At 72.1% G+C, this 18049-nt stretch carries 15 protein-coding genes; 4 read left to right on the top strand and 11 right to left on the bottom strand.

Translation table 11 applies throughout. The features are described 5' to 3' along the window. Positions 1-42: 42 nt before the first annotated feature. Genes pgl through tkt form a run of 6 tightly spaced genes read right to left on the bottom strand, consistent with a single transcriptional unit; the run spans position 43 to position 8489 of the window. Positions 43-777, bottom strand: a complete 735-nt coding sequence (gene pgl / locus AC1DX8_RS02185) for a 6-phosphogluconolactonase (RefSeq protein ID WP_477628263.1) — start codon at positions 775-777, stop codon at positions 43-45. Further along, a complete protein-coding gene (gene opcA, locus AC1DX8_RS02190; protein ID WP_477628264.1) occupies positions 774-1970 on the bottom strand; it encodes a glucose-6-phosphate dehydrogenase assembly protein OpcA in 1197 nt (398 codons plus the stop codon). The genes pgl and opcA overlap by 4 nt, the downstream gene beginning before the upstream one ends. Continuing rightward, positions 1967-3511: a glucose-6-phosphate dehydrogenase gene (zwf, locus tag AC1DX8_RS02195; RefSeq protein ID WP_477628265.1), complete on the bottom strand. Its 1545-nt coding sequence runs from the start codon at positions 3509-3511 to the stop codon at positions 1967-1969. The genes opcA and zwf overlap by 4 nt, the downstream gene beginning before the upstream one ends. Beyond that, a complete protein-coding gene (locus AC1DX8_RS02200) occupies positions 3508-5178 on the bottom strand; it encodes a glucose-6-phosphate isomerase (protein WP_477628266.1) in 1671 nt (556 codons plus the stop codon). Before AC1DX8_RS02200 ends, zwf begins: the two co-directional genes overlap by 4 nt. Continuing rightward, entirely contained in the window at positions 5175-6314 is a 1140-nt protein-coding gene (tal, locus tag AC1DX8_RS02205) for a transaldolase (RefSeq protein WP_477628267.1), read from the bottom strand. The genes AC1DX8_RS02200 and tal overlap by 4 nt, the downstream gene beginning before the upstream one ends. Before the next feature lie 6 nt (positions 6315-6320). Then, complete coding sequence (tkt, locus tag AC1DX8_RS02210; RefSeq protein ID WP_477628268.1) at positions 6321-8489, bottom strand: transketolase; 2169 nt, start codon at positions 8487-8489, stop codon at positions 6321-6323. Positions 8490-8661: 172 nt separating this feature from the next. Between tkt and AC1DX8_RS02215 the strand changes: the two genes are divergently transcribed. Beyond that, on the top strand, positions 8662-9612 hold the full coding sequence (locus AC1DX8_RS02215; RefSeq protein WP_477628269.1) for a heme o synthase: 951 nt from the start codon (positions 8662-8664) through the stop codon (positions 9610-9612). Here the strand turns inward: AC1DX8_RS02215 and AC1DX8_RS02220 are convergent. From AC1DX8_RS02220 to AC1DX8_RS02240, 5 genes are all read right to left on the bottom strand, one after another. After that, positions 9599-10927, bottom strand: a complete 1329-nt coding sequence (locus AC1DX8_RS02220) for an MFS transporter (protein WP_477628270.1) — start codon at positions 10925-10927, stop codon at positions 9599-9601. The two genes, AC1DX8_RS02215 and AC1DX8_RS02220, sit on opposite strands and share 14 nt — an antisense overlap. Beyond that, the gene (locus AC1DX8_RS02225) at positions 10924-11505 is read right to left on the bottom strand and encodes an ArsR/SmtB family transcription factor (RefSeq protein WP_477628271.1); all 582 of its coding nucleotides are present in this window, start codon (positions 11503-11505) and stop codon (positions 10924-10926) included. Before AC1DX8_RS02225 ends, AC1DX8_RS02220 begins: the two co-directional genes overlap by 4 nt. 138 nt (positions 11506-11643) lie before the next feature. Beyond that, entirely contained in the window at positions 11644-12570 is a 927-nt protein-coding gene (locus AC1DX8_RS02230) for a COX15/CtaA family protein (protein ID WP_477628272.1), read from the bottom strand. A 235-nt stretch (positions 12571-12805) separates the two neighbouring features. Continuing rightward, positions 12806-13579 carry an ABC transporter permease gene (locus AC1DX8_RS02235; RefSeq protein WP_477628273.1) on the bottom strand — a complete coding sequence of 258 codons (774 nt, stop codon included), beginning with the start codon at positions 13577-13579 and terminating at the stop codon, positions 12806-12808. Next, positions 13576-14286, bottom strand: coding sequence for an ABC transporter ATP-binding protein (locus AC1DX8_RS02240; RefSeq protein WP_477628274.1), 711 nt, complete (start codon positions 14284-14286; stop codon positions 13576-13578). The genes AC1DX8_RS02235 and AC1DX8_RS02240 overlap by 4 nt, the downstream gene beginning before the upstream one ends. Before the next feature lie 168 nt (positions 14287-14454). Here AC1DX8_RS02240 and AC1DX8_RS02245 point away from each other — a divergent pair, with 168 nt between their 5' ends. From AC1DX8_RS02245 to AC1DX8_RS02255, 3 genes are all read left to right on the top strand, one after another. Continuing rightward, on the top strand, positions 14455-14640 hold the full coding sequence (locus AC1DX8_RS02245) for a hypothetical protein (RefSeq protein ID WP_477628275.1): 186 nt from the start codon (positions 14455-14457) through the stop codon (positions 14638-14640). Between the two features lie 113 nt (positions 14641-14753). Beyond that, the gene (locus AC1DX8_RS02250) at positions 14754-14948 is read left to right on the top strand and encodes a hypothetical protein (RefSeq protein ID WP_477628276.1); all 195 of its coding nucleotides are present in this window, start codon (positions 14754-14756) and stop codon (positions 14946-14948) included. Between the two features lie 103 nt (positions 14949-15051). After that, a complete protein-coding gene (locus AC1DX8_RS02255) occupies positions 15052-17979 on the top strand; it encodes a helix-turn-helix transcriptional regulator (protein WP_477628277.1) in 2928 nt (975 codons plus the stop codon). Positions 17980-18049 lie beyond the last annotated feature (70 nt).

Here is an 18049-nt window from a genome sequence, read left to right on the forward strand (position 1 = left end):
GGCGCTTCTGTCGTGCCCGGGTGGTCGGCTCAGGCGGCTGGCTCAGGCGGGGAGGTCGGCCGCGGAGTCGGCGTCCACGAGCCAGAGCGTCTCCCGGATGCCGCGCACCTGGGCGGCACTGGACAGCTCGGGCCCGGCTCCCTCGACGCCGTGCCGCACCGCCTCCGCCTTGTCCGCGCCGGCGACGAGGAACCAGACGCGGTCGGAGCGGCTGAGGCACTCGAAGGTCAGCGAGACGCGGTCGGGGGGTGGCTTGGGGGAGTCGTGCACGGCGACGGCGATGGCGTCCGTCGTCAGCTGGGCCGGGTGTCCGGGGAACAACGACGCGACGTGGCCGTCGGGACCGACCCCGAGGATCATCACGTCGAACTCGCCGCCACCACTGCCGCGGACCGCAGCCGAGTACTGCTCCGCGCTGTCCTCGGCCGACTCGCTGGTGTCGGGACCAGCGACGCGGTGCACGTTGGCCGGGTCGAGCCCGAGCCGGTCGAGACCGGCGGCGTCGTTCTGGGTGTCGTTGCGGTCGGCGTCACCGGCGGGCAGGTAGCGCTCGTCGCCCCACCACACCGACACCGTCGACCAGTCCACCGCGGTGTGCGCCGGCACCTGCAGGATCGACGCGATGATCGCCGACCCCAGTGAGCCGCCGGTCAGCGAGACGTGCGGCGCCCGGCCCGCAGCCTGCAGATCGAGCAGCGTCGTGACCAGTCGGGCGGCGCCCCCGTCGGCGACGGACTGCTTGTCAGGGTGCACCACCACGACCGGCGCGGCGTTCATGCCTTGGAGCCCTTCGCCTTCGGGCCGCCCGACGGGGGCGACGTGGTGGCCGCCTTGGCCTTGGCGGTCGCCCCGGCCGACGTGGTCTTGGCCAGCTTGCGCGCGGCCGCCTTCTTGACGACCGCGGTGTCCGCCTTGGCGGCCGGCGGGGGAGCCTGCACCATCTCCGCGCTGCTGGCCTTGGACGTGCTCCGGGCGAGGCGGCGCGACTCGCGCTCGGCCTCCTTGACCGACGGCGCCTCGCCCTCTCGGACGGCCTCGCTGGCGGTCAACGACTTCGTGCCCACCTTGGCCAAGCCGCTGCGGATGGTCTCCTCGTAGATCTCGTCGGGGTCGAGGCGGCGCAGCTCGTCGGCCAAGCACTCCGCCGTCGCGCGACGGGCCAGGGAGATCCGGCGGACCGGCTGTCCCGGCTGGCTCAGCGTCGCGATCGCGCCGTCCGGACGGACCAGGTCGATGGCCCCGCTGCGACGCTCGAGCCGCACGCTGACCATGCCGGTGCCGGTGCGCGAGCGCGCCCGGCGCACCGGGCACCGCAGGGTCTGCGCGAGCCAGGCCGCCAGCAGGTCGGTGGACGGGGAGTCCGAGCCCCCGGTGACCGTGGCCTCGGTGACGGGCTCGAACGGCGGCTGGTCGAGGGCGGCCGCGAGGAGCCCACGCCACAGCGTGACGCGCGTCCAGGCCAGGTCGGTGTCACCACGGGTGTATGCCGCGGCGCGCGCCTTGAGCGTGGCCCGGGGGTTCTTGGACTCGGCGGCGTCGGTGATGCGTCGCTGGGCCATCGAGCCGATGGGGTCACGGGACACGTGCGTGGGGGCGTCGGTGGGCCACCACGCGACCACGGGGGAGTCGGGCAGGAGGAGCGGGATGACCACGCTGCGTCCGTGGTCGGCCAGCGCGCCGTAGAGCCGCAGCACGACGACCTCGCTCGCGCCGGCGTCGCCGCCCACCCTGATCTGGGCGTCGATCCGCGACTGGCCGCGCTTGTTGCCGATGACGACGGCGATGATGCGACAGGGGTGCTGCCGGCTGGCGTCGTTGGCGGCCTGGATCGCCTCTTCGGCGTCCTGCTCGTCGACGACGATGAGGAGCGTGAGCACGCGGCCCAGGGCCATCGCCCCGGTGTCCTGACGGAGGGCAACCAGCTTCTTGCTGATCGCCACGGTGCTCGTGCTGGGCAGGTCGACGATCAAGGCATCCTCCAGACGCGGCCGTCACGGCGCATCATCTCGTCGGCGCCGAGCGGCCCCCAGCCGCCCGACACGTAGGGTTCGAGCTCGCCACGTGACTTCGACCAGTACTCCTCGACCGGGTCGAGGATCTCCCAGGAGAGCTCGACCTCCTCGTGCCGGGGGAAGAGCGGGGGGTCGCCGAGCAGGACGTCGAGGATGAGCCGTTCGTACGCCTCGGGGCTCGACTCGGTGAAGGCGCGGCCGTAGCCGAAGTCCATCGTGACGTCGCGGACCTCCATCTGCGCTCCCGGCACCTTGGCCCCGAAGCGCATGGTGATGCCCTCGTCGGGTTGCACGCGGATGACGATGGCGTTCTGTCCCAGCTCCTCGGTGGCCGTGTCGTTGAACGGCAGGTGGGGCGCCTTCTTGAACACCACGGCGATCTCGGTGACGCGCTTGCCGAGGCGCTTGCCGGTGCGCAGGTAGAACGGGACCCCGGCCCAACGGCGCGAGTCGATCTCGAGCTTCATCGCGGCATACGTCTCGGTGCGCGAGCCCTTGGCCACGCCGTCCTCGTCGAGGTAGCCGCCGACCTGTTCGCCGCCCTGCCAGCCCGCGGCGTACTGGCCGCGCGCCGTGGACTTGCCGAGGTCCTTGGGGTGGCGCACCGCCGAGAGGACCTTCTCCTTCTCGGCGCGCAGGTGCTCGGCCGCGAACGACACGGGTTCCTCCATGGCCGTCAGGGCGAGGAGCTGGAGCAGGTGGTTCTGGATCACGTCACGCGCGGCACCGATGCCGTCGTAGTAGCCGGCGCGGCCGCCGATGCCGATGTCCTCGGCCATGGTGATCTGCACGTGGTCGACGTAGTTGGCGTTCCAGACCGGCTCGAACATCTGGTTGGCGAACCGCAGGGCCAACAGGTTCTGGACGGTCTCCTTGCCGAGGTAGTGGTCGATCCGGAAGACCGCGTCGGGCGGGAAGACGCCTTCGACGATGTCGTTGAGCTCGCGTGCACTCTTCAGGTCGTGGCCGAACGGCTTCTCGATCACCACGCGCCGCCACGCGTTGGCGTCGGGCTTGCTCAGACCGGAGCGTTCGAGCTGCTCGCAGACCACCGAGAAGGAAGAGGGCGGGATCGACAGGTAGAACGCGAGGTTGCCGCCGGTCCCACGCTCCTCCTCGAGGTTCTTCACCGTCGCGGCCAGGAGGTCGAAGGAGGTCGGGTCGTCGAAGGTACCCGGCACGAACCGGAAGCCCTCGGCGAGGTTGCGCCAGACGCTCTCCCGGAACGGCGTGCGGGCGTACTGCTTGACCGCGTCGTAGACGATCTTGCCGAAGTCCTGGTCGGCCCAGTCACGACGTGCGAAACCGACCAGGGAGAAGCCCGGCGGCAGCAGCCCGCGGTTGGCCAGGTCGTAGATGGCCGGCATGAGCTTCTTGCGGGCCAGGTCGCCGGTCACTCCGAACAGCACCAGCCCACAGGGGCCGGCGATGCGCGGCAGTCGCTTGTCGCGAGGATCGCGAAGCGGGTTGTTCTCCTGCGTCACCCGCGTGGGGCTCATGCGTCGCCTTCCGTGGGGGACAGGTCGGTCAGTGCCTGGGTGATCTGGGCCAGGCCTGCGTCGTGGTCGGTCAGGTGCAGCTGCAGCACCGGGCGCTGGTGCTCCGCCAGGACCTGGGCGTCACCGGCTGCCTGCGAGGCGATGAAGTCACCGAAGGTGAACTCCCGTCCCGGGATCTCCAGGTCCTCGTGGGGGGCTGTCGTGACCTGCAGGTAGACCCCCGTCGCGGGCCCACCCTTGTGGAACTGCCCGGTCGAGTGCAGGAACCGCGGCCCCCAGCCGAAGGTGGTGGGTCGTGCGGTGTGCCGGGCCAGCCCGGGCCGCACGTCGGCGAGGGTCGCATCGGCGATCCGGTCGAGGTAGGCCATCACTGCGACGTAGCCGCGAGCAGGGTCGAGCTGGGCGAACAAGGCCGCCAGCGCGTCCGACACGGTGGTCGCGTCACCGAGCCAGTCGCCGCCGAGCGAGCGGATCTCGACCGCCCCATCGGTGGCAGCCGGAGCCTCGGCGTCGCCGATTCCCTTGTCCAGCAACGCACGCGCGGCCTTCTTGGCGCTCTCCACGTCAGGCTGGTCGAACGGGTTGATACCCAGGAGACGACCGGCCGCAGCGGTCGCGACCTCCCAGAGGAGGAGCTGGGCACCGAGGGAGCCGCTGACGGCCACCTCGGACCGGCTGCCGTCCGCTACTCCGTCGGGACCCGCACCCAGGGCGTCGAGGTCGTCGTCGGAGTCGCTGACCAGTCGGGCGATCGTGACGTCGCCGGCCGGCCACCGCACCTCGGGATCGGAGTCGCCTCCCACCACGACCGGCAGGACGCCGGTGCCCTGCTTGCCGGTGCTCTCGGCGATGAGCTGCTCGGCCCAGTCGGCGAATCCGACGATGCCGGAACCGTCGTCGACGATGACGAACTTGTCGCGCAGCGGGTCGGTGCCGGCCATCGCCGCGCCGAGACGAAGTCCCGGGTTGCCGTCGTCGTCGGCGCTCAGCACGTCGGCCACGGCCTCGGCGTCGTCGAGCAGTGCCTCGATGTCGGCGCCGGCCAGACCCGACGGCACGAGGCCGAAGGCCGTCAGGGCCGAGTAGCGTCCGCCGACGTTGGGGTCGGCGTTGATGACGCGGTAGCCGCCTGCGCGGGACTCCTGGTCGAGCGGGCTGCCCGGGTCGGTGACAATGACGATCCTGGCGGTCGGGTCGATGCCCTGCTCGGAGAAGGCAGCCTGGAAGGCCCGGCGCTGCGAGTCGGTCTCCACCGTCGAGCCGGACTTGCTCGAGACGACGACCACGGTGCGGTCGAGGTCGGTGATGGCGGCCCGCACCATGTCGGGCTGCGAGGAGTCGAGGACGACGAGGTCGACGCCGGCGGTCGCGCAGATGACCTCGGGAGCGAGCGACGAGCCGCCCATGCCGCAGAGGACGACCCGGTCGACCCCCTCACCCTTGAGCTGCTCGCGCAGCGCGGCGATCTCGCCGAGGAGTGGCCGGGACGAGCGCGGCAGGTTGACCCAGGACAGCCGGATGGCCGACTCGGACTCGGCGTCCGGACCCCACAGCGTGGCGTCCTGCGCGAAGAGCTTGCTGGCGAACTGCGACTCGACGAGCTCGGTCACCTTGGTGGCGATGGCATCGGCCGCCGCGCCCGAAGCCACCACGCCGAGTGAGCTCATTTGTCCCCAGCCTCGGCGACGTCGGCGCGGGCCAGGTCGAGGTCGGACTGGGCCTCGTCGAGCAGCTCACCCCAGGCGGCCTCGAACTTCTCGACTCCCTCGCGCTCGAGCAGGGCCGTGACGTCGGCGTACGAGATGCCGAGGCCCTCGAGCGAGTCGAGCACGCCACCAGCCTCCTCGTAGGTGCCGGCGATGGTGTCGCCGGTGACCTCACCGTGGTCGGCGACGGCGTCCAAGGTCTTCTCGGGCATGGTGTTGACGGTGTTCGGCGCCACCAGCTCGGTGACGTACAGCGTGTCGGAGTAGGCGGGGTCCTTGACGCCCGTCGAGGCCCACAGCGGTCGCTGGGCGTTCGCCCCGTCGTCGGCCAGGTTCTTCCAGCGGGGGGTCGCGAAGACCTCTTCGTAGGCCTGGTAGGCCAGCCGGGCGTTGGCCACAGCGGCCTTGCCCTTGAGGCCCTTGGCCTCGTCGGTGCCGATCGCGTCGAGCCGCTTGTCGACCTCGGTGTCGACGCGCGAGACGAAGAACGAGGCGACGGAGTGGATCTTCGACAGGTCCTTGCCGGCCTCGCGGGCCTGCTCGAGCCCGGTGAGGAAGGCGTTCATCACGCCGCGGTACCGGTCCAGCGAGAAGATCAACGTGACGTTGACGCTGATGCCCTCGGCCAGCACCTGCGAGATGGCGGGCAGGCCCTCCACGGTGGCGGGGATCTTGATGAGCACGTTGTCGCGGCCCACGGCTGCGGCGAGCTCCTTGGCCTGCGCGACGGTCTTGCCCGTCTCGTGCGCGAGCCGCGGGTCGACCTCGATGGAGACCCGGCCGTCGACGCCGTTCGTGGCCTCGAACACCGGCTTGAGGATGTCGCAGGCGTTGCGGACGTCCTCGGTGGTGAGGCCGAACACCGTCTCGTCCACGGTCTTGCCGTCGGCGGCGAACTTCCGGAGGTCGGCGTCGTACCGCTCGCCCTTGGCCAGCGCGGCCTGGAAGATCGAGGGGTTGGTGGTCACGCCCACCACACCCTTGGTGTCGATGAGCTCCTGCAGGTTGCCGGTCTCGATGCGCTCACGCGACAGGTCGTCCAGCCAGACGGAGACGCCGTTGTCGGCGAGGGCCTTGAGGGCTGCGTTGTCAGTCATGGCAGTTCACTTTCCCTTGACGGTCTTGAGGGACTTCTTGGCTGCGGCCACGACGGCAGCCGCGGTGAATCCGAACTCACGGAAGAGGGTGGCGGCATCGGCAGACGCGCCGAAGTGGTCGATCCCGATGATCTCGCCGGCGTCGCCGACGATGTCGCGCCAGCCCTGGGGCACGCCGGCCTCGACCGACACGCGGGCCTTGACCTCCGCAGGCAGGACCTTCTCGCGGTAGGCCGGCGTCTGGTCCTCGAACCACTCGCGGCACGGCATCGACACGACCCGCGTGGCGATGCCCGACTTCTCGAGCGTCTCGCGGGCCTCCACGGCCAGCTGCACCTCGGAGCCGGTGGCCACGAGGATCACGTCCGGGGTCGCCTTGCTGGAGTCGTAGAGGACGTAGGCGCCCTTGGCGACCCCGCTCACCTTGCCCGCTCCGTCGGCGCCGGAGCGGTCGACGATGGGCAGGTTCTGGCGGCTGAGCGCGAGTCCGGCGGGGCGGCGGTTGCGCAGGATGGCGAGCCACGCCGCACCGGTCTCGTTGGCGTCAGCCGGTCGCACGACGTCGAACGACGGGATGGCGCGCAGGGCGGCGAGGTGCTCGATCGGCTGGTGCGTCGGGCCGTCCTCACCGAGGCCGATGGAGTCGTGCGTCCACACGAACGTCACCGGCGTCTGCTGGATGGCGGCCAGTCGTACCGCGGGGCGCATGTAGTCGGAGAACACGAGGAAGGTGCCGCCGTAGGGACGGGTCAGGCCCTCGAGCGCGATGCCGTTGAGGATCAGGCCCATGCCGAACTCGCGGATGCCGAAGTGGAGGGTGCGGCCGTACGGGCCGCCGGACCACTCACGGGTCTGCTTCGACTTGGGGATGAAGGACGGCTGGCCCTCCATCGTCGTGTTGTTGGACTCGGCGAGGTCGGCCGAACCGCCCCACAGCTCCGGCGCGATGTCGGCCAGGGCGCCGAGCACCTTGCCCGAGGCCGCGCGGGTCGCGATGCCCTTGGCGTCGGCGGCGAAAGTCGGGACAGCCTTGTCGAGGCCGTCCGGCAGCTCGCCTGCGACGAGGCGGTCGAGGAGGGCGGCGCGCTCCGGCTGGGCCTTGCGCCAGGCGGCATACGTCTTGTCCCACGCCTTGTGTGCCGCCTTGCCGCGCGCCACCACCTTGCGGGTGTGGGTGATCAGTGGCCGGGGCACCTCGAAGGTCTTCTTCGGGTCGAAGCCCAGCAGCTCCTTGGTAGCAGCGATCTCGGGCTCGCCGAGGGCCGAGCCGTGCGACTTGCCGGTGTCCTGCTTGGTCGGGGCGGGCCACGCGATGATCGTGCGCAGGACGACGAAGGTGGGCTTGCGCGAGGTCCGGCTCTTCTCGAGGGCAGCCAGCAGCTGGTCGACGTTCTCGACGTACCCGCCGCTCGTGCCGTCGCCGCGCCAGTCGATGGTGACGACGTTCCAGCCGTACGCCTCGTAGCGCTTGCCAACGTCCTCGGAGAACGAGATCTCGGTCTTGTCCTCGATCGAGATCGTGTTCTGGTCGTAGATGACGGTGAGGTTGCCGAGCTCCTGGTGGCCGGCCAGCGCGGAGGCTTCGTGCGAGACGCCTTCCATGATGTCGCCGTCGGACGCCAGCACCCAGATGTGGTGGTCGAACGGGCTGGTGCCGGGCTTGGCGTCGGGGTCGAACAGCCCGCGCTGTCGCCGCTGCGCCATGGCCATGCCGACCGCCGAGGCCAGGCCGGAACCGAGCGGGCCCGTGGTGATCTCGACACCGTTGGTGTGGTGCACCTCCGGGTGGCCCGGGGTGAGCGAGCCCCACGTGCGCAACGCCTTGAGGTCGTCGAGCTCGAGGCCGTAGCCGGACAGGTAGAGCTGGATGTACTGGGTGAGGCTGGAGTGCCCGCACGACAGCACGAACCGGTCGCGCCCGAGCCAGTGGGAGTCGGACGGGTCGTGGCGCATGACGTTCTGGTAGAGCAGGTATGCCGCCGGGGCGAGGCTCATGGCCGTGCCCGGGTGACCGTTGCCGACCTTCTGCACGGCGTCGGCGGCGAGCACCCTGACGGTGTCCACGGCGCGCACGTCGAGGTCGGTCCAACCGGCCTTGCGCGCCACCGGCGGACGCAGCGAGGTGCTGCGTTTCCGCGCGGGCGTTGACTTGGCGGAACGGGTCGTGGTGGGCACGGATGGGTCTCCTCACACTGAGCTGAACAGGCGTCGCACGGCAACGCTCCGAGACTAGTCCCGAGGGTGACCCGCGTCGCATCCAGTCCCGTCCACCAGACAGGTCGCGGGCGGGGATAGACTGGCCGCTGCTCCAAGCCCGCCCGCCCCTGCACCACCCGCGAAGGACGCCGTGACCGCACTCGATCCGTCTGCCCGGATCTCCGCGTCCCCGACTCCAGGGCGTCGCAGCAAGGCCGCGGCATACCTCGCGCTCACCAAGCCGCGAATCATCGAGCTCCTGCTCGTGACGACGATCCCGGTGATGTTCTTGGCGCACAAGGGGATTCCGTCACTCTGGCTCATCGTGACGACCCTGGTCGGGGGTGCGCTCAGCGCCGGCGCGGCCAACACCTTCAACTGTGTCTACGACCGCGACATCGACGCCGAGATGCACCGCACCAGCAACCGGCCGATGGTCACCGGGGAGATCACCCCACGCGAGGGGCTCATCTTCGGCGTCGTCCTCACCGTCGTCTCGACGACGTGGTTCGCGGTGTTCACCAACTGGCTCTCCGCGGCTCTCTCGCTGGGGGCCATCGTCATGTATGCCGTGGGCTACACGATGATCCTCAAGCGCCGCACCGCGCAGAACATCGTCTGGGGCGGCGCAGCCGGGTGCATGCCGGTCCTCATCGGGTGGTCGGCCGTGGCCAACTCGGTGTCGTGGTCGGCGGTCATGCTCTTCCTCGTCATCTTCTTCTGGACGCCGCCGCACTACTGGCCGCTGTCGATGAAGTTCAAGGACGACTACGCCGCGGCGCACGTGCCGATGCTGCCGGTGGTCGAGGAGTTCCTGGTCGTCGCCCGACAGATCGTGGCCTACTCGTGGGCGATGGTCGCCGTGTCCCTGGCCCTGGTGTGGGTGAACCCGATGGGCTGGGTCTACCTCGGCACCGCGGTCGTGACGGGCGCGCTGTTCCTGGCCGAGGCCCACCGCCTGCACCGTGCCGCCAAGGCCGGTGCCGGGCCGAAGGTGCTCAAGCCGATGCGGCTGTTCCACTTCTCCATCACCTACGTCGGCATCCTCTTCCTCGGCGTGGCCGTCGACCCGCTGGTCTACCTGCCGGTCATCTCGCGCTGACGTCAGCGCTGGCGTCGGCACTGAGGTCGGCACTGACGTCCGCTCCCGCGTCGGCTCCGGCCGGCATCTCGCGCAGCCCTCGCAGCGGGCTCCAGAACATCGACACGCAGGCGACCACGTGGATGGCCGCCATGACGGCGATCGTGGGGCGCAGGCCGAGGGTGCTGCCCATGACTCCGGCCACGAGCCCGGCCAGCGGCATGGTCCCGTAGTTGACCACCTGGACCGTCGTGACCTGCCTCGCCACCAGGTGCTCGGGCACGTAGCGGTTGCGCCACGCGCCGCGCACCACGTTGCCGGCGACGACCCCGACGCCGACCAACAGCATCCCCGCCACCATGGCCACGAGGCCCGCTCCGGGCGCTCCGAGCGGCACGAGGAGCGCAGGGGGCCCGGCGAGGACCTGCAGCGCGAGGAGAGCGCGCGCCGAGCCGAGCCGGTGGGAGACCCGGGTCGCGATGGTCGCCCCGATGACGCCGCCCAGTGAGCCGACGGCCATCACCAGCCCGACTGCCCCCGCACCCAGGTGCACCTCACGGACCAGGAACAGGACGAGGAGGGCGGCGTAGCCGGTGAGGCCGAAGTTGCTCAGCCCGCCCATCACCGTGAAGAAGCGCAGGATCCGGTCGTGGCGGATGTAGTCGACGCCCTCCCGGATGCGCCGGCGCAGCGACGGCACGTCGGCGTCGTGCACTGGATCCGGCCCGGTGGCGGGGAGCCTGAGCCGCCACAGACACACCGCCGAGACGACGAAGCTGAGCGTGTCGACGAGCAGCCCTCCGGCGGTCGAGACCGCCTGGGCCAGCAGCCCGCCCACGCCGGGGCCGGCGACCTGCATCGCCGACTCGGTGCCGAAGAGCCCCGCGAACGCCGACTCCTGCTGCTCGCGCGGTGCCACCTGGCGGACCAGGGCGGGGTAGGCGGCGCGGAAGAAGACGGTGCACACGCCGTTGCACAACGCGGCGACGGCGAGGTGGGGGAGGGTGAGGAGTCCCAGCGCCCACGCGGCGGGCACGCTGGCGAGGGTCGCTGCGGCCGCGAGGTCGCTGACCAGCATCACGCGGCGGGCGGGGAGCCGGTCCACCCACGCGCCTGCGGGCAGGCCGATGAGCAGCCAGGGCACCCAGGCCGCTGCCGTGAGGGCGCCCATCCACCCGGCGCCGGCGTCGAACCCGACCACCGCGAGCAGCGGCAGCAGCACCGACGTCGTGGCGTTGCCCAGAACGCTGACGCCTTCCCCGAACCAGAGCAGGGCGAAGTTCCGGTTGCGGGCCAGTGGGGGCGGCGGGGCAACCGGTGAGGTGTGGTTCGTCATGGCTGGGCCGGGAACCCTCGGGCGAAGACGAAGACCGACTCGCGGTCGACCCCGTCGTCGGGCACCTCGCGCTGCGACCAGCGCATGAGGACGTCGACCATCTCGTCGGCCACCTGGCGCAGCTCGTCGGGGGAGAGCTTCATCCAGTTCTGGGTCGCGAACGCAGCCGCGTCCCACTCTGGCGCCGAGGCGGCGTTGGCGTTCCAGTCGCGGGTGCGCTCGAACTGGCGTTGCAGCGCAAGGGCCTCCGCGGCATACGCGGCGGTGACGGCGGCGGTGTCGTCGGCGAAGTCGGCACGAGACCACCGGGTGCCGGGGTCGACCAGCCGCCACCACCGCTCGCGCCGGTCCTTGGCGAGCTCGGGCGCCTCCTCGACCAGACCGGCCTCGCTGAGGACCTTGAGGTGGTGGCTCGCGCTGCCCACGGCCTGACCGGTGCGAGCGGCCAGGGCTGAGGCGGTGGAGGGGCCGTCGACCTTGAGGGCGTCCATCATCCGCGAGCGGAACGGGTTGGCCATGGCACTCAGGGCCTTGGCCTCCGTGACGGTGCGGACACCGGGGCGTCGTGGGCTGGGCATGTGCACAACAATAGTTGTGCAATTTCTATTGCACAAGAGCGCTTGTGGAGTTTGGTCGCGGGGAAACGGGCGATGGGCCGGTTTCCCGGGCGGGAGGCGGGGTATGCCGCGGGGAAACGGGCGATGGGCCGGTTTGCTTCAGGGGGTGGAGCGCAGGCGCACCATGGCGCGGGTCAGCGCCACCACCAGCAGCGTCGCGAGGAACATGTGGACCAGCACCACGACCCACGGCAGCCCGGTGAGGTACTGCGTGTAGCCCACGACGCCCTGGGTGAGGGTCACGACGAGCACCCCGGCCCAGGCGCGGCCGGGGAGGCGGGAGCTGCTGGTGAGGCGGCTCGCGACCCACACCGCGACCACGAGGCCGACGAAGAGCATCACCGCGTCGGCATGCAGCCACGAGATGGTGCGCGGGTCGAAGCCGAACCGGGCCGGCTGGTCGGCATCGCCGGAGTGCGGGCCCGAGCCCGTGACGACGGTGCCCAGGAGCAACACCACGGCGGCCACCGCGCAGGTCGCCCACCCCAGCCGCTCGACCAGCGGGTGCACGACCAGGGGCCGGGGACCGGCCGGCTCGGGCGCCCGGAAGGCGAGGTAGGCCGCACTCGCGACGAGGCACATCGACACCAGGAAGTGGGCGGCGACGGTGACCGGGTTGAGCCCGGTGCGCACGGTGATGCCCCCGAGGACCGCCTGCACACCCACCCCGACGAGCACGCCGATGGCGGGGACCAACAGGTCGCGGCGGCCGGCAGCCCACCGCCACACGGCATACACGGTCGCGATGGCCGCGATGCTGACCACGCTGGTGAGGGTGCGGTTCCCGAACTCGATGTACCGGTGCCAGCCCTCCGCCTGGTGGGGCACCGGCGTGTACGAACCCGGCACGCACTCGGGCCAGCTGGGGCAGCCGAGCCCGCTCCCGGTGAGCCTGACCAGCCCGCCGGTGACCACGATGAGCACCTCGACGACGAGGTTCGCCAGCAGGATCCTCGGGAGCCAGACGGCGCCGGTGGTCGGCTCTGCGACAGCCGTGGCTGAGGTCGGGGCGGGCGCTGCGGTCACGGCACGAGGGTACGTCTCAGGGTGGACCCTGACGCGGTTGGGGGAGTCCCCTCATGGTGCGCGGGCCCCCGCGCTGGCTGACTGGACCCATGGTGACGAACACGTGGCGGGCCGGCGTCGCGGTCGGCTATGCGGCGCTCTTCGCTGTGGCCGCGCTCACGGCGCGACCGGGGTGGCTGGTGACCGGGCTGGCCGTGGCCGCCACCGCCTGCTGGGCCAGTGCCCGCGAGCCCGGTCAGTCGCTCCAGCGGAAGAACCGCCGCGCCGCGAGCGTCGCCACGAGCGCCCACGCCGCCAGGACGAGCCAGGCACCGGCAGCGACCCGGCCCTCGACCAGGGCGGCCCTCAGGCTGTCGCCGAGCGCTGCCGACGGCAGCACGCGCACCACGCTCGCGAACCGGTCGGGGAGCTCGGTCCCGGCGACGACCACCCCGCCCAGGCCCAAGAGGGCGACCCACAGCAGGTTGGCGACCGCGAGCACGCCTTCGGCGCGCAGCGTCCCGCCCAGCAGCAGGGCCAGAGCCGTGAACGCCCACGTGCCCAGCACGAGGGCGACGCACGCCGCCGGTATGCCGCGCACCGCCGGCTCCCAGCCCAGTGCGGCCCCGAGGGCGCCGATCACCACCACCTGCACCGCGATGACGGCGAGCACCGCCACGGCCTTGGCCAGCACCAGCCCGGACCGGCCCAGCGGGGTGACCCCGAGCAGCCTCAGCACGCCGTAACGACGGTCGAACGCGGTGGAGATGGCCTGGCCGGTGAAGGCGGAGGAGATGACGCACAGCGCCAGCACGCCCGGCACCGCGAGGTCGACGCGCCGCCCGGCACCCAGCGAGATCGAGTCGGCATGCACCAGCGCCACCAGCACGGCTGCCGGGAGCAACACCGCGACGAGGAGCTGCTCGCCGTTGCGCAGGAGCGTGGTCGCCTCGAAACGCGCCTGGGCCAGCACCCGCGCCACGGCGGACGCCGGGCGGGAGGAGGTCAGGGCCGGGTCGGCGGCTGTCACGCGATGGACCTGCGGGTGAGCGCGAAGTAGCGGTCCTCGAGCCGGTCGCCCGCGGTGACCTCGTCGAGCGATCCCTCGGCCACCACGACACCGCCCGCGACGACGACGATGTGGTCGGCCAGCCGTTCCGCCTCCTCGAACGAGTGGGTGGTCAGCACGACGGCGACACCGTCGTCCGCGAGCGACCTCACGAGCTCCCAGACGTCGAGGCGGGCGTGTGGGTCGAGACCGGCACTGGGCTCGTCGAGGAACGCGACCTCGGGCCGACCGACGAGTGCGGCCGCGAGCGCCACCCGCTGGCGCTGTCCACCCGAGAGCCGTCGCACGGTGGTGTGGGCGAACCCGTCGATCCCCAGGCGCTGGACGATCGGGTCGAGCGGCGCGGGGGCGGCATACATCGCGCTGAGGTGGCGCAACAGGCGGAGCGGCCGCGCGGACGCGGGGAGGCCACCGTCCTGGAGCATCACGCCCACCCGGGCCCGGTGGGCCGGCGACGCGTGCCACGGGTCGGCGCCGAGGACGCGCACCTGCCCCCCGTCGGGGCGGCGCAACCCCTCGCAGCACTCGACCATCGTCGTCTTGCCGGCGCCGTTGGGGCCCAGCACGGCGGTCACCGCGCCGTCCGGGGCCTGCCAGGAGGCGCCGTCGAGGGCCACCACGTCGCCGTAGCGCTTGACGAGACCTGAGACGTGGACGGCGGGTGGCACGCACTGAGTGTAGGTCTCGGCGCCGGGTCTCCTGCCGCGGGGCCGGGGGACCTCAGACTCGCCGACGAGTCGCAGGCATGGGCGACTTCCCCATGCCAGCGGGTACCTCAGGGGCGAACGGTGGAGTCATCAGCAGGGCAGACCGACAGCGCACGAAGGAGCAGAGCAATGAGCCTCACCGCACACCCCTACATCGTCCTCGCCGAGCAGCAGTGGAAGCAGGAGAGCCTGTCCGGCGCGAACCTTGCCGGCCACCGTCCCGCTCGGCGGTCGAGCCGGCGCCGCCCCCGCAGGGTCTGGCGCATTCGCCGTCCGCTCGGACAGCTCGCCCGGCACACACCACGCCCCGTCTAAGGCCCCCCGGGACCCGGTCCGGTCGCAGATAAGGCACTCGCCCCATGTGGGCACCCACCTCAGGCCGTCAGGTTTGACCCATCAGCACGAGACACCGTCAGAAGGAGCACACCATGAGCATCAGCGCAGATCCGCTGTTCGTCGCCGCCGAGGTCCAGTGGCGCACCGAGAACCTCTCGGCCGGACTGGCCCACGCCTCGTCGGGCAGGCACCACGGTCACGTCATCCGTGCCGCCCTCCAGCGGGTGCGCCACCCGCACCGGCACGCACGGCACACGGCTGGCCACGGCGCCCCGCGCGTCGCCTGACCCGGCCGCCCCGATGGCGACCTCGCTCGACGTCCCGAAAGCGACCGCTCAGCAGGCCGAGACCCACGACACCGTGTCGGACCACTCCGACATAATCAGTGCCGTGGGTCTCGAGCGTTCGGCAGCAGGCTTGTTCGTCGGGCGTGACGACGAGGCGGCCCAGCTCGCGCGGCTCCTGGGCCTGTCCGACGGCGACGCCACTGGGCTCGTCCTCCTCTCCGGCGACGCCGGCATCGGCAAGACCCGCATCCTGGCCGAGGTCGCGGGCCGGGCCCGCGAGGCCGGCTGGTCGGTCCTGATCGGGCACTGCCTCGGCGAGGCCGGCCAGGCCCTGCCCTACCTGCCGTTCATCGAGGTCCTCGGCCGGCTCGAGAGCACCTCGCCCGACCTGCTCGACCGCGTGCTGTCCGCCCACCCGGGACTCACCCGGCTCGTCCCGTCCCGCCGCCACGAGCCGAACCCCGACGACCCCAGCGACGAGGTGGTCGACCGAGGCGACCTCGTCGAGGCCGTCCACGCGGCGCTCGACGACCTGGCCACCGACGCACCGCTCCTGCTGGTCGTCGAGGACGTGCACTGGGCCGACCAGTCCTCGCGCGACCTGCTCACCCTGCTCTTCACCCGCGGCTTCTCGCGCCGCGTCAGCATCGTCGCCTCCTACCGCAGCGACGACCTCCACCGGCGCCACCCGCTCCGCACCACGCTGGCCCACTGGGCCCGGCTCGGTGACGTCGAGCGCCTCGACCTTGCGCCGCTGCCCGACCGAGCCGTGCGCGAGCTCGTGCGTGGCCTGCAGACCCAGCCCCTGCCCGAGGCGCAGGTGCGCGAGGTCGTGCAGCGCGCCGAGGGCAACGCGTTCTTCGCCGAAGAGCTCGTCGCCGCCACCGCGCTCGGGGGGTCCGGTCTCGCCGAGGACCTCTCGCGGTTGCTCCTCGTGCGTTTCGACCAGCTCGACACCGCGGGCCAGCACGTGGTCCGGATCGCCTCGGCCGCGGGACGCCACGTGTCGCACCGACTCCTCGCGGTGGTGGCGGGGCTCGGTGACGCCGAGCTCGACGCGGGGCTGCGCGACGCCGTCGAGCACCACGTCCTGGTGCCCACCGAGAGCGGTGGCTACGCCTTCCGTCACGCACTGCTCGGAGAGACCGTCTACGACGACCTGTTGCCCGGGGAGCGCGTCCGGGCCCACGAGCGGTATGCCGCGGCGCTGGCCGACGACCGCAGCCTCGGCACCTGGGCCGAGCTGGCCCGCCACGCCGCCGCCGCAGGGCTCCGCGAGCAGGCCCGCGCGGCCAGCGTGCAGGCCGGTGACTCGGCGATGCGGATGGCCGGCCCGGAGGAGGCCTTCCGTCATTTCAAGAACGCCCTGGCGCTGATGGCCGAGACCGACGTGGACGTCGACACGGTCACTCTCCGTGCCGCCACGGCCGCGACCGCGGTCGGGCAGGCCCTCAAGGCGCTCGAGCTGCTCGAGGACCGACTGGCCCGGCGCTCGCCCGACTCCGACCCTGCGGGTCGCGCCGAGCTCCTCGCCGCGTTGGCCACCACGGCCCGCATCACCGAGAGCACCCTCGACACCCTCGCTGCCACCAAGGAGGGGCTCGGGCTGCTCGACGCGGCCGAGGTCGACCACCCCCAGACCCGCGCGAGGTTGCTTGCCGCGAAGGTGCAGGCGCTGGCCGACCGTGGTCGCGACGGCGAGGCCCTCGCCGCCATCGAGGAGTCCGTGGCTGCGGCCCAGGCCGCAGGCCTGCACGACGTGGCCGACGAGGTCCGGGTCGTCGAGGCCCGCATCCTCGAGCGCGCGGGTGACCCGGAGACGTCGCGCCGCACGCTCGAGCGGATCATCGCCGAGTCAAGGTCGCCGGGCGACCCGGCCGAGGTCCGCGCCTACCACCACCTCGGGTGGCTGCACCACCGCGCCGGACGGCTCGACGAGGCGGTCGACGTCTACCGCCGGGGCGTCGAGCGGGCCAGGGGAGCGGGGCGCCCCTGGGCTCCCTACGCCTTCGACGGCCGCCTGCTCGCCGGTGTCGCCGCCTATGAGCGGGGCCGGTGGGCCGAGGCCCTCGACATCCTCGACGTGGCGCACGAGGTCCCGCCCGAGCCGGCGCGCTCGCTCCTGCTGGGCGCGCGGATGTACGTCGCCGCCGCCCAGGGGAACTACGCCGCCGTGTCGGGCTACGAGGTCTCGCGTCCGTGGTGGGAGAGCGAGGGCCTGGTGGCCCTGCTCGCCGGGAGCGCGGCGATCGACCTCCACGGCCACGCTGACGACCTCGATGCCGCCATCGCCGTCCACGACGAGGTCGTGGAGGTGCTGAACCGGGTCTGGTACCCGTTGTTCCAGGGGCAGCTGCGGCTCGACACCCTCCTGCTCGGCCAGCTGGGCAGCCACATCCAGCGGGTCCCCAGCTCGCAGCGGCCGGCCCTGCTGGCGCGCGGGGCCGGGCTCGCCGAGTCGGCCACCCAGGTCTGGGACCGCGCGACGTCGAGACCGGGCAACGACGGCCCCGAGTCGACGGCCTGGCTCGCCCGCGCCAGGGCCGAGGCGCTGCGGCTGCGCTGGCTGGGCGGGGCCGATGTCGACCCGGCCGAGCTGGTCGAGGCCTGGCAGGCGACGGTCGACGCGTTCGAGGCCTACGGACACCCCTACGAGACGGCCCGGTCGAGGGCCCGGTTGGGCACCTTCCTCAAGTCCGTCGGTGACCCCCGCGGGTCCGAGGAGCTCACGGCCGCCCTCGAGGTCGCCCAGCGGCTCGGTGCCGAGCCCCTCCGGGCCGAGGTCCGGCACGGCGGGGGAGCGCGGTCCATCGCGAAGACGGCCTCGCGTCAGGGGGAGGCCCTGACCGCCCGGGAGGCCGAGATCCTCGCCCTCGTGGCCCTCGGTCGCAGCAACCGCCAGATCGGCACCCAGCTCTTCATCAGCGCGAAGACCGCGAGCGTCCACGTCTCCAACATCATCGCCAAGCTCGGGGTGACCGGCCGGGGCGAGGCCGTGGCGGTGGCCCGCGACCGCGGGCTGCTCGACTGAGCGCCCCGCGCCCCCGCGCCCCCTGATCCTGGAGCCGGGCCCGGGGAGGTTAGGTAGACCTTGCTATGCA

This window comes from Pedococcus sp. P2_A3 (genome assembly GCF_056405035.1).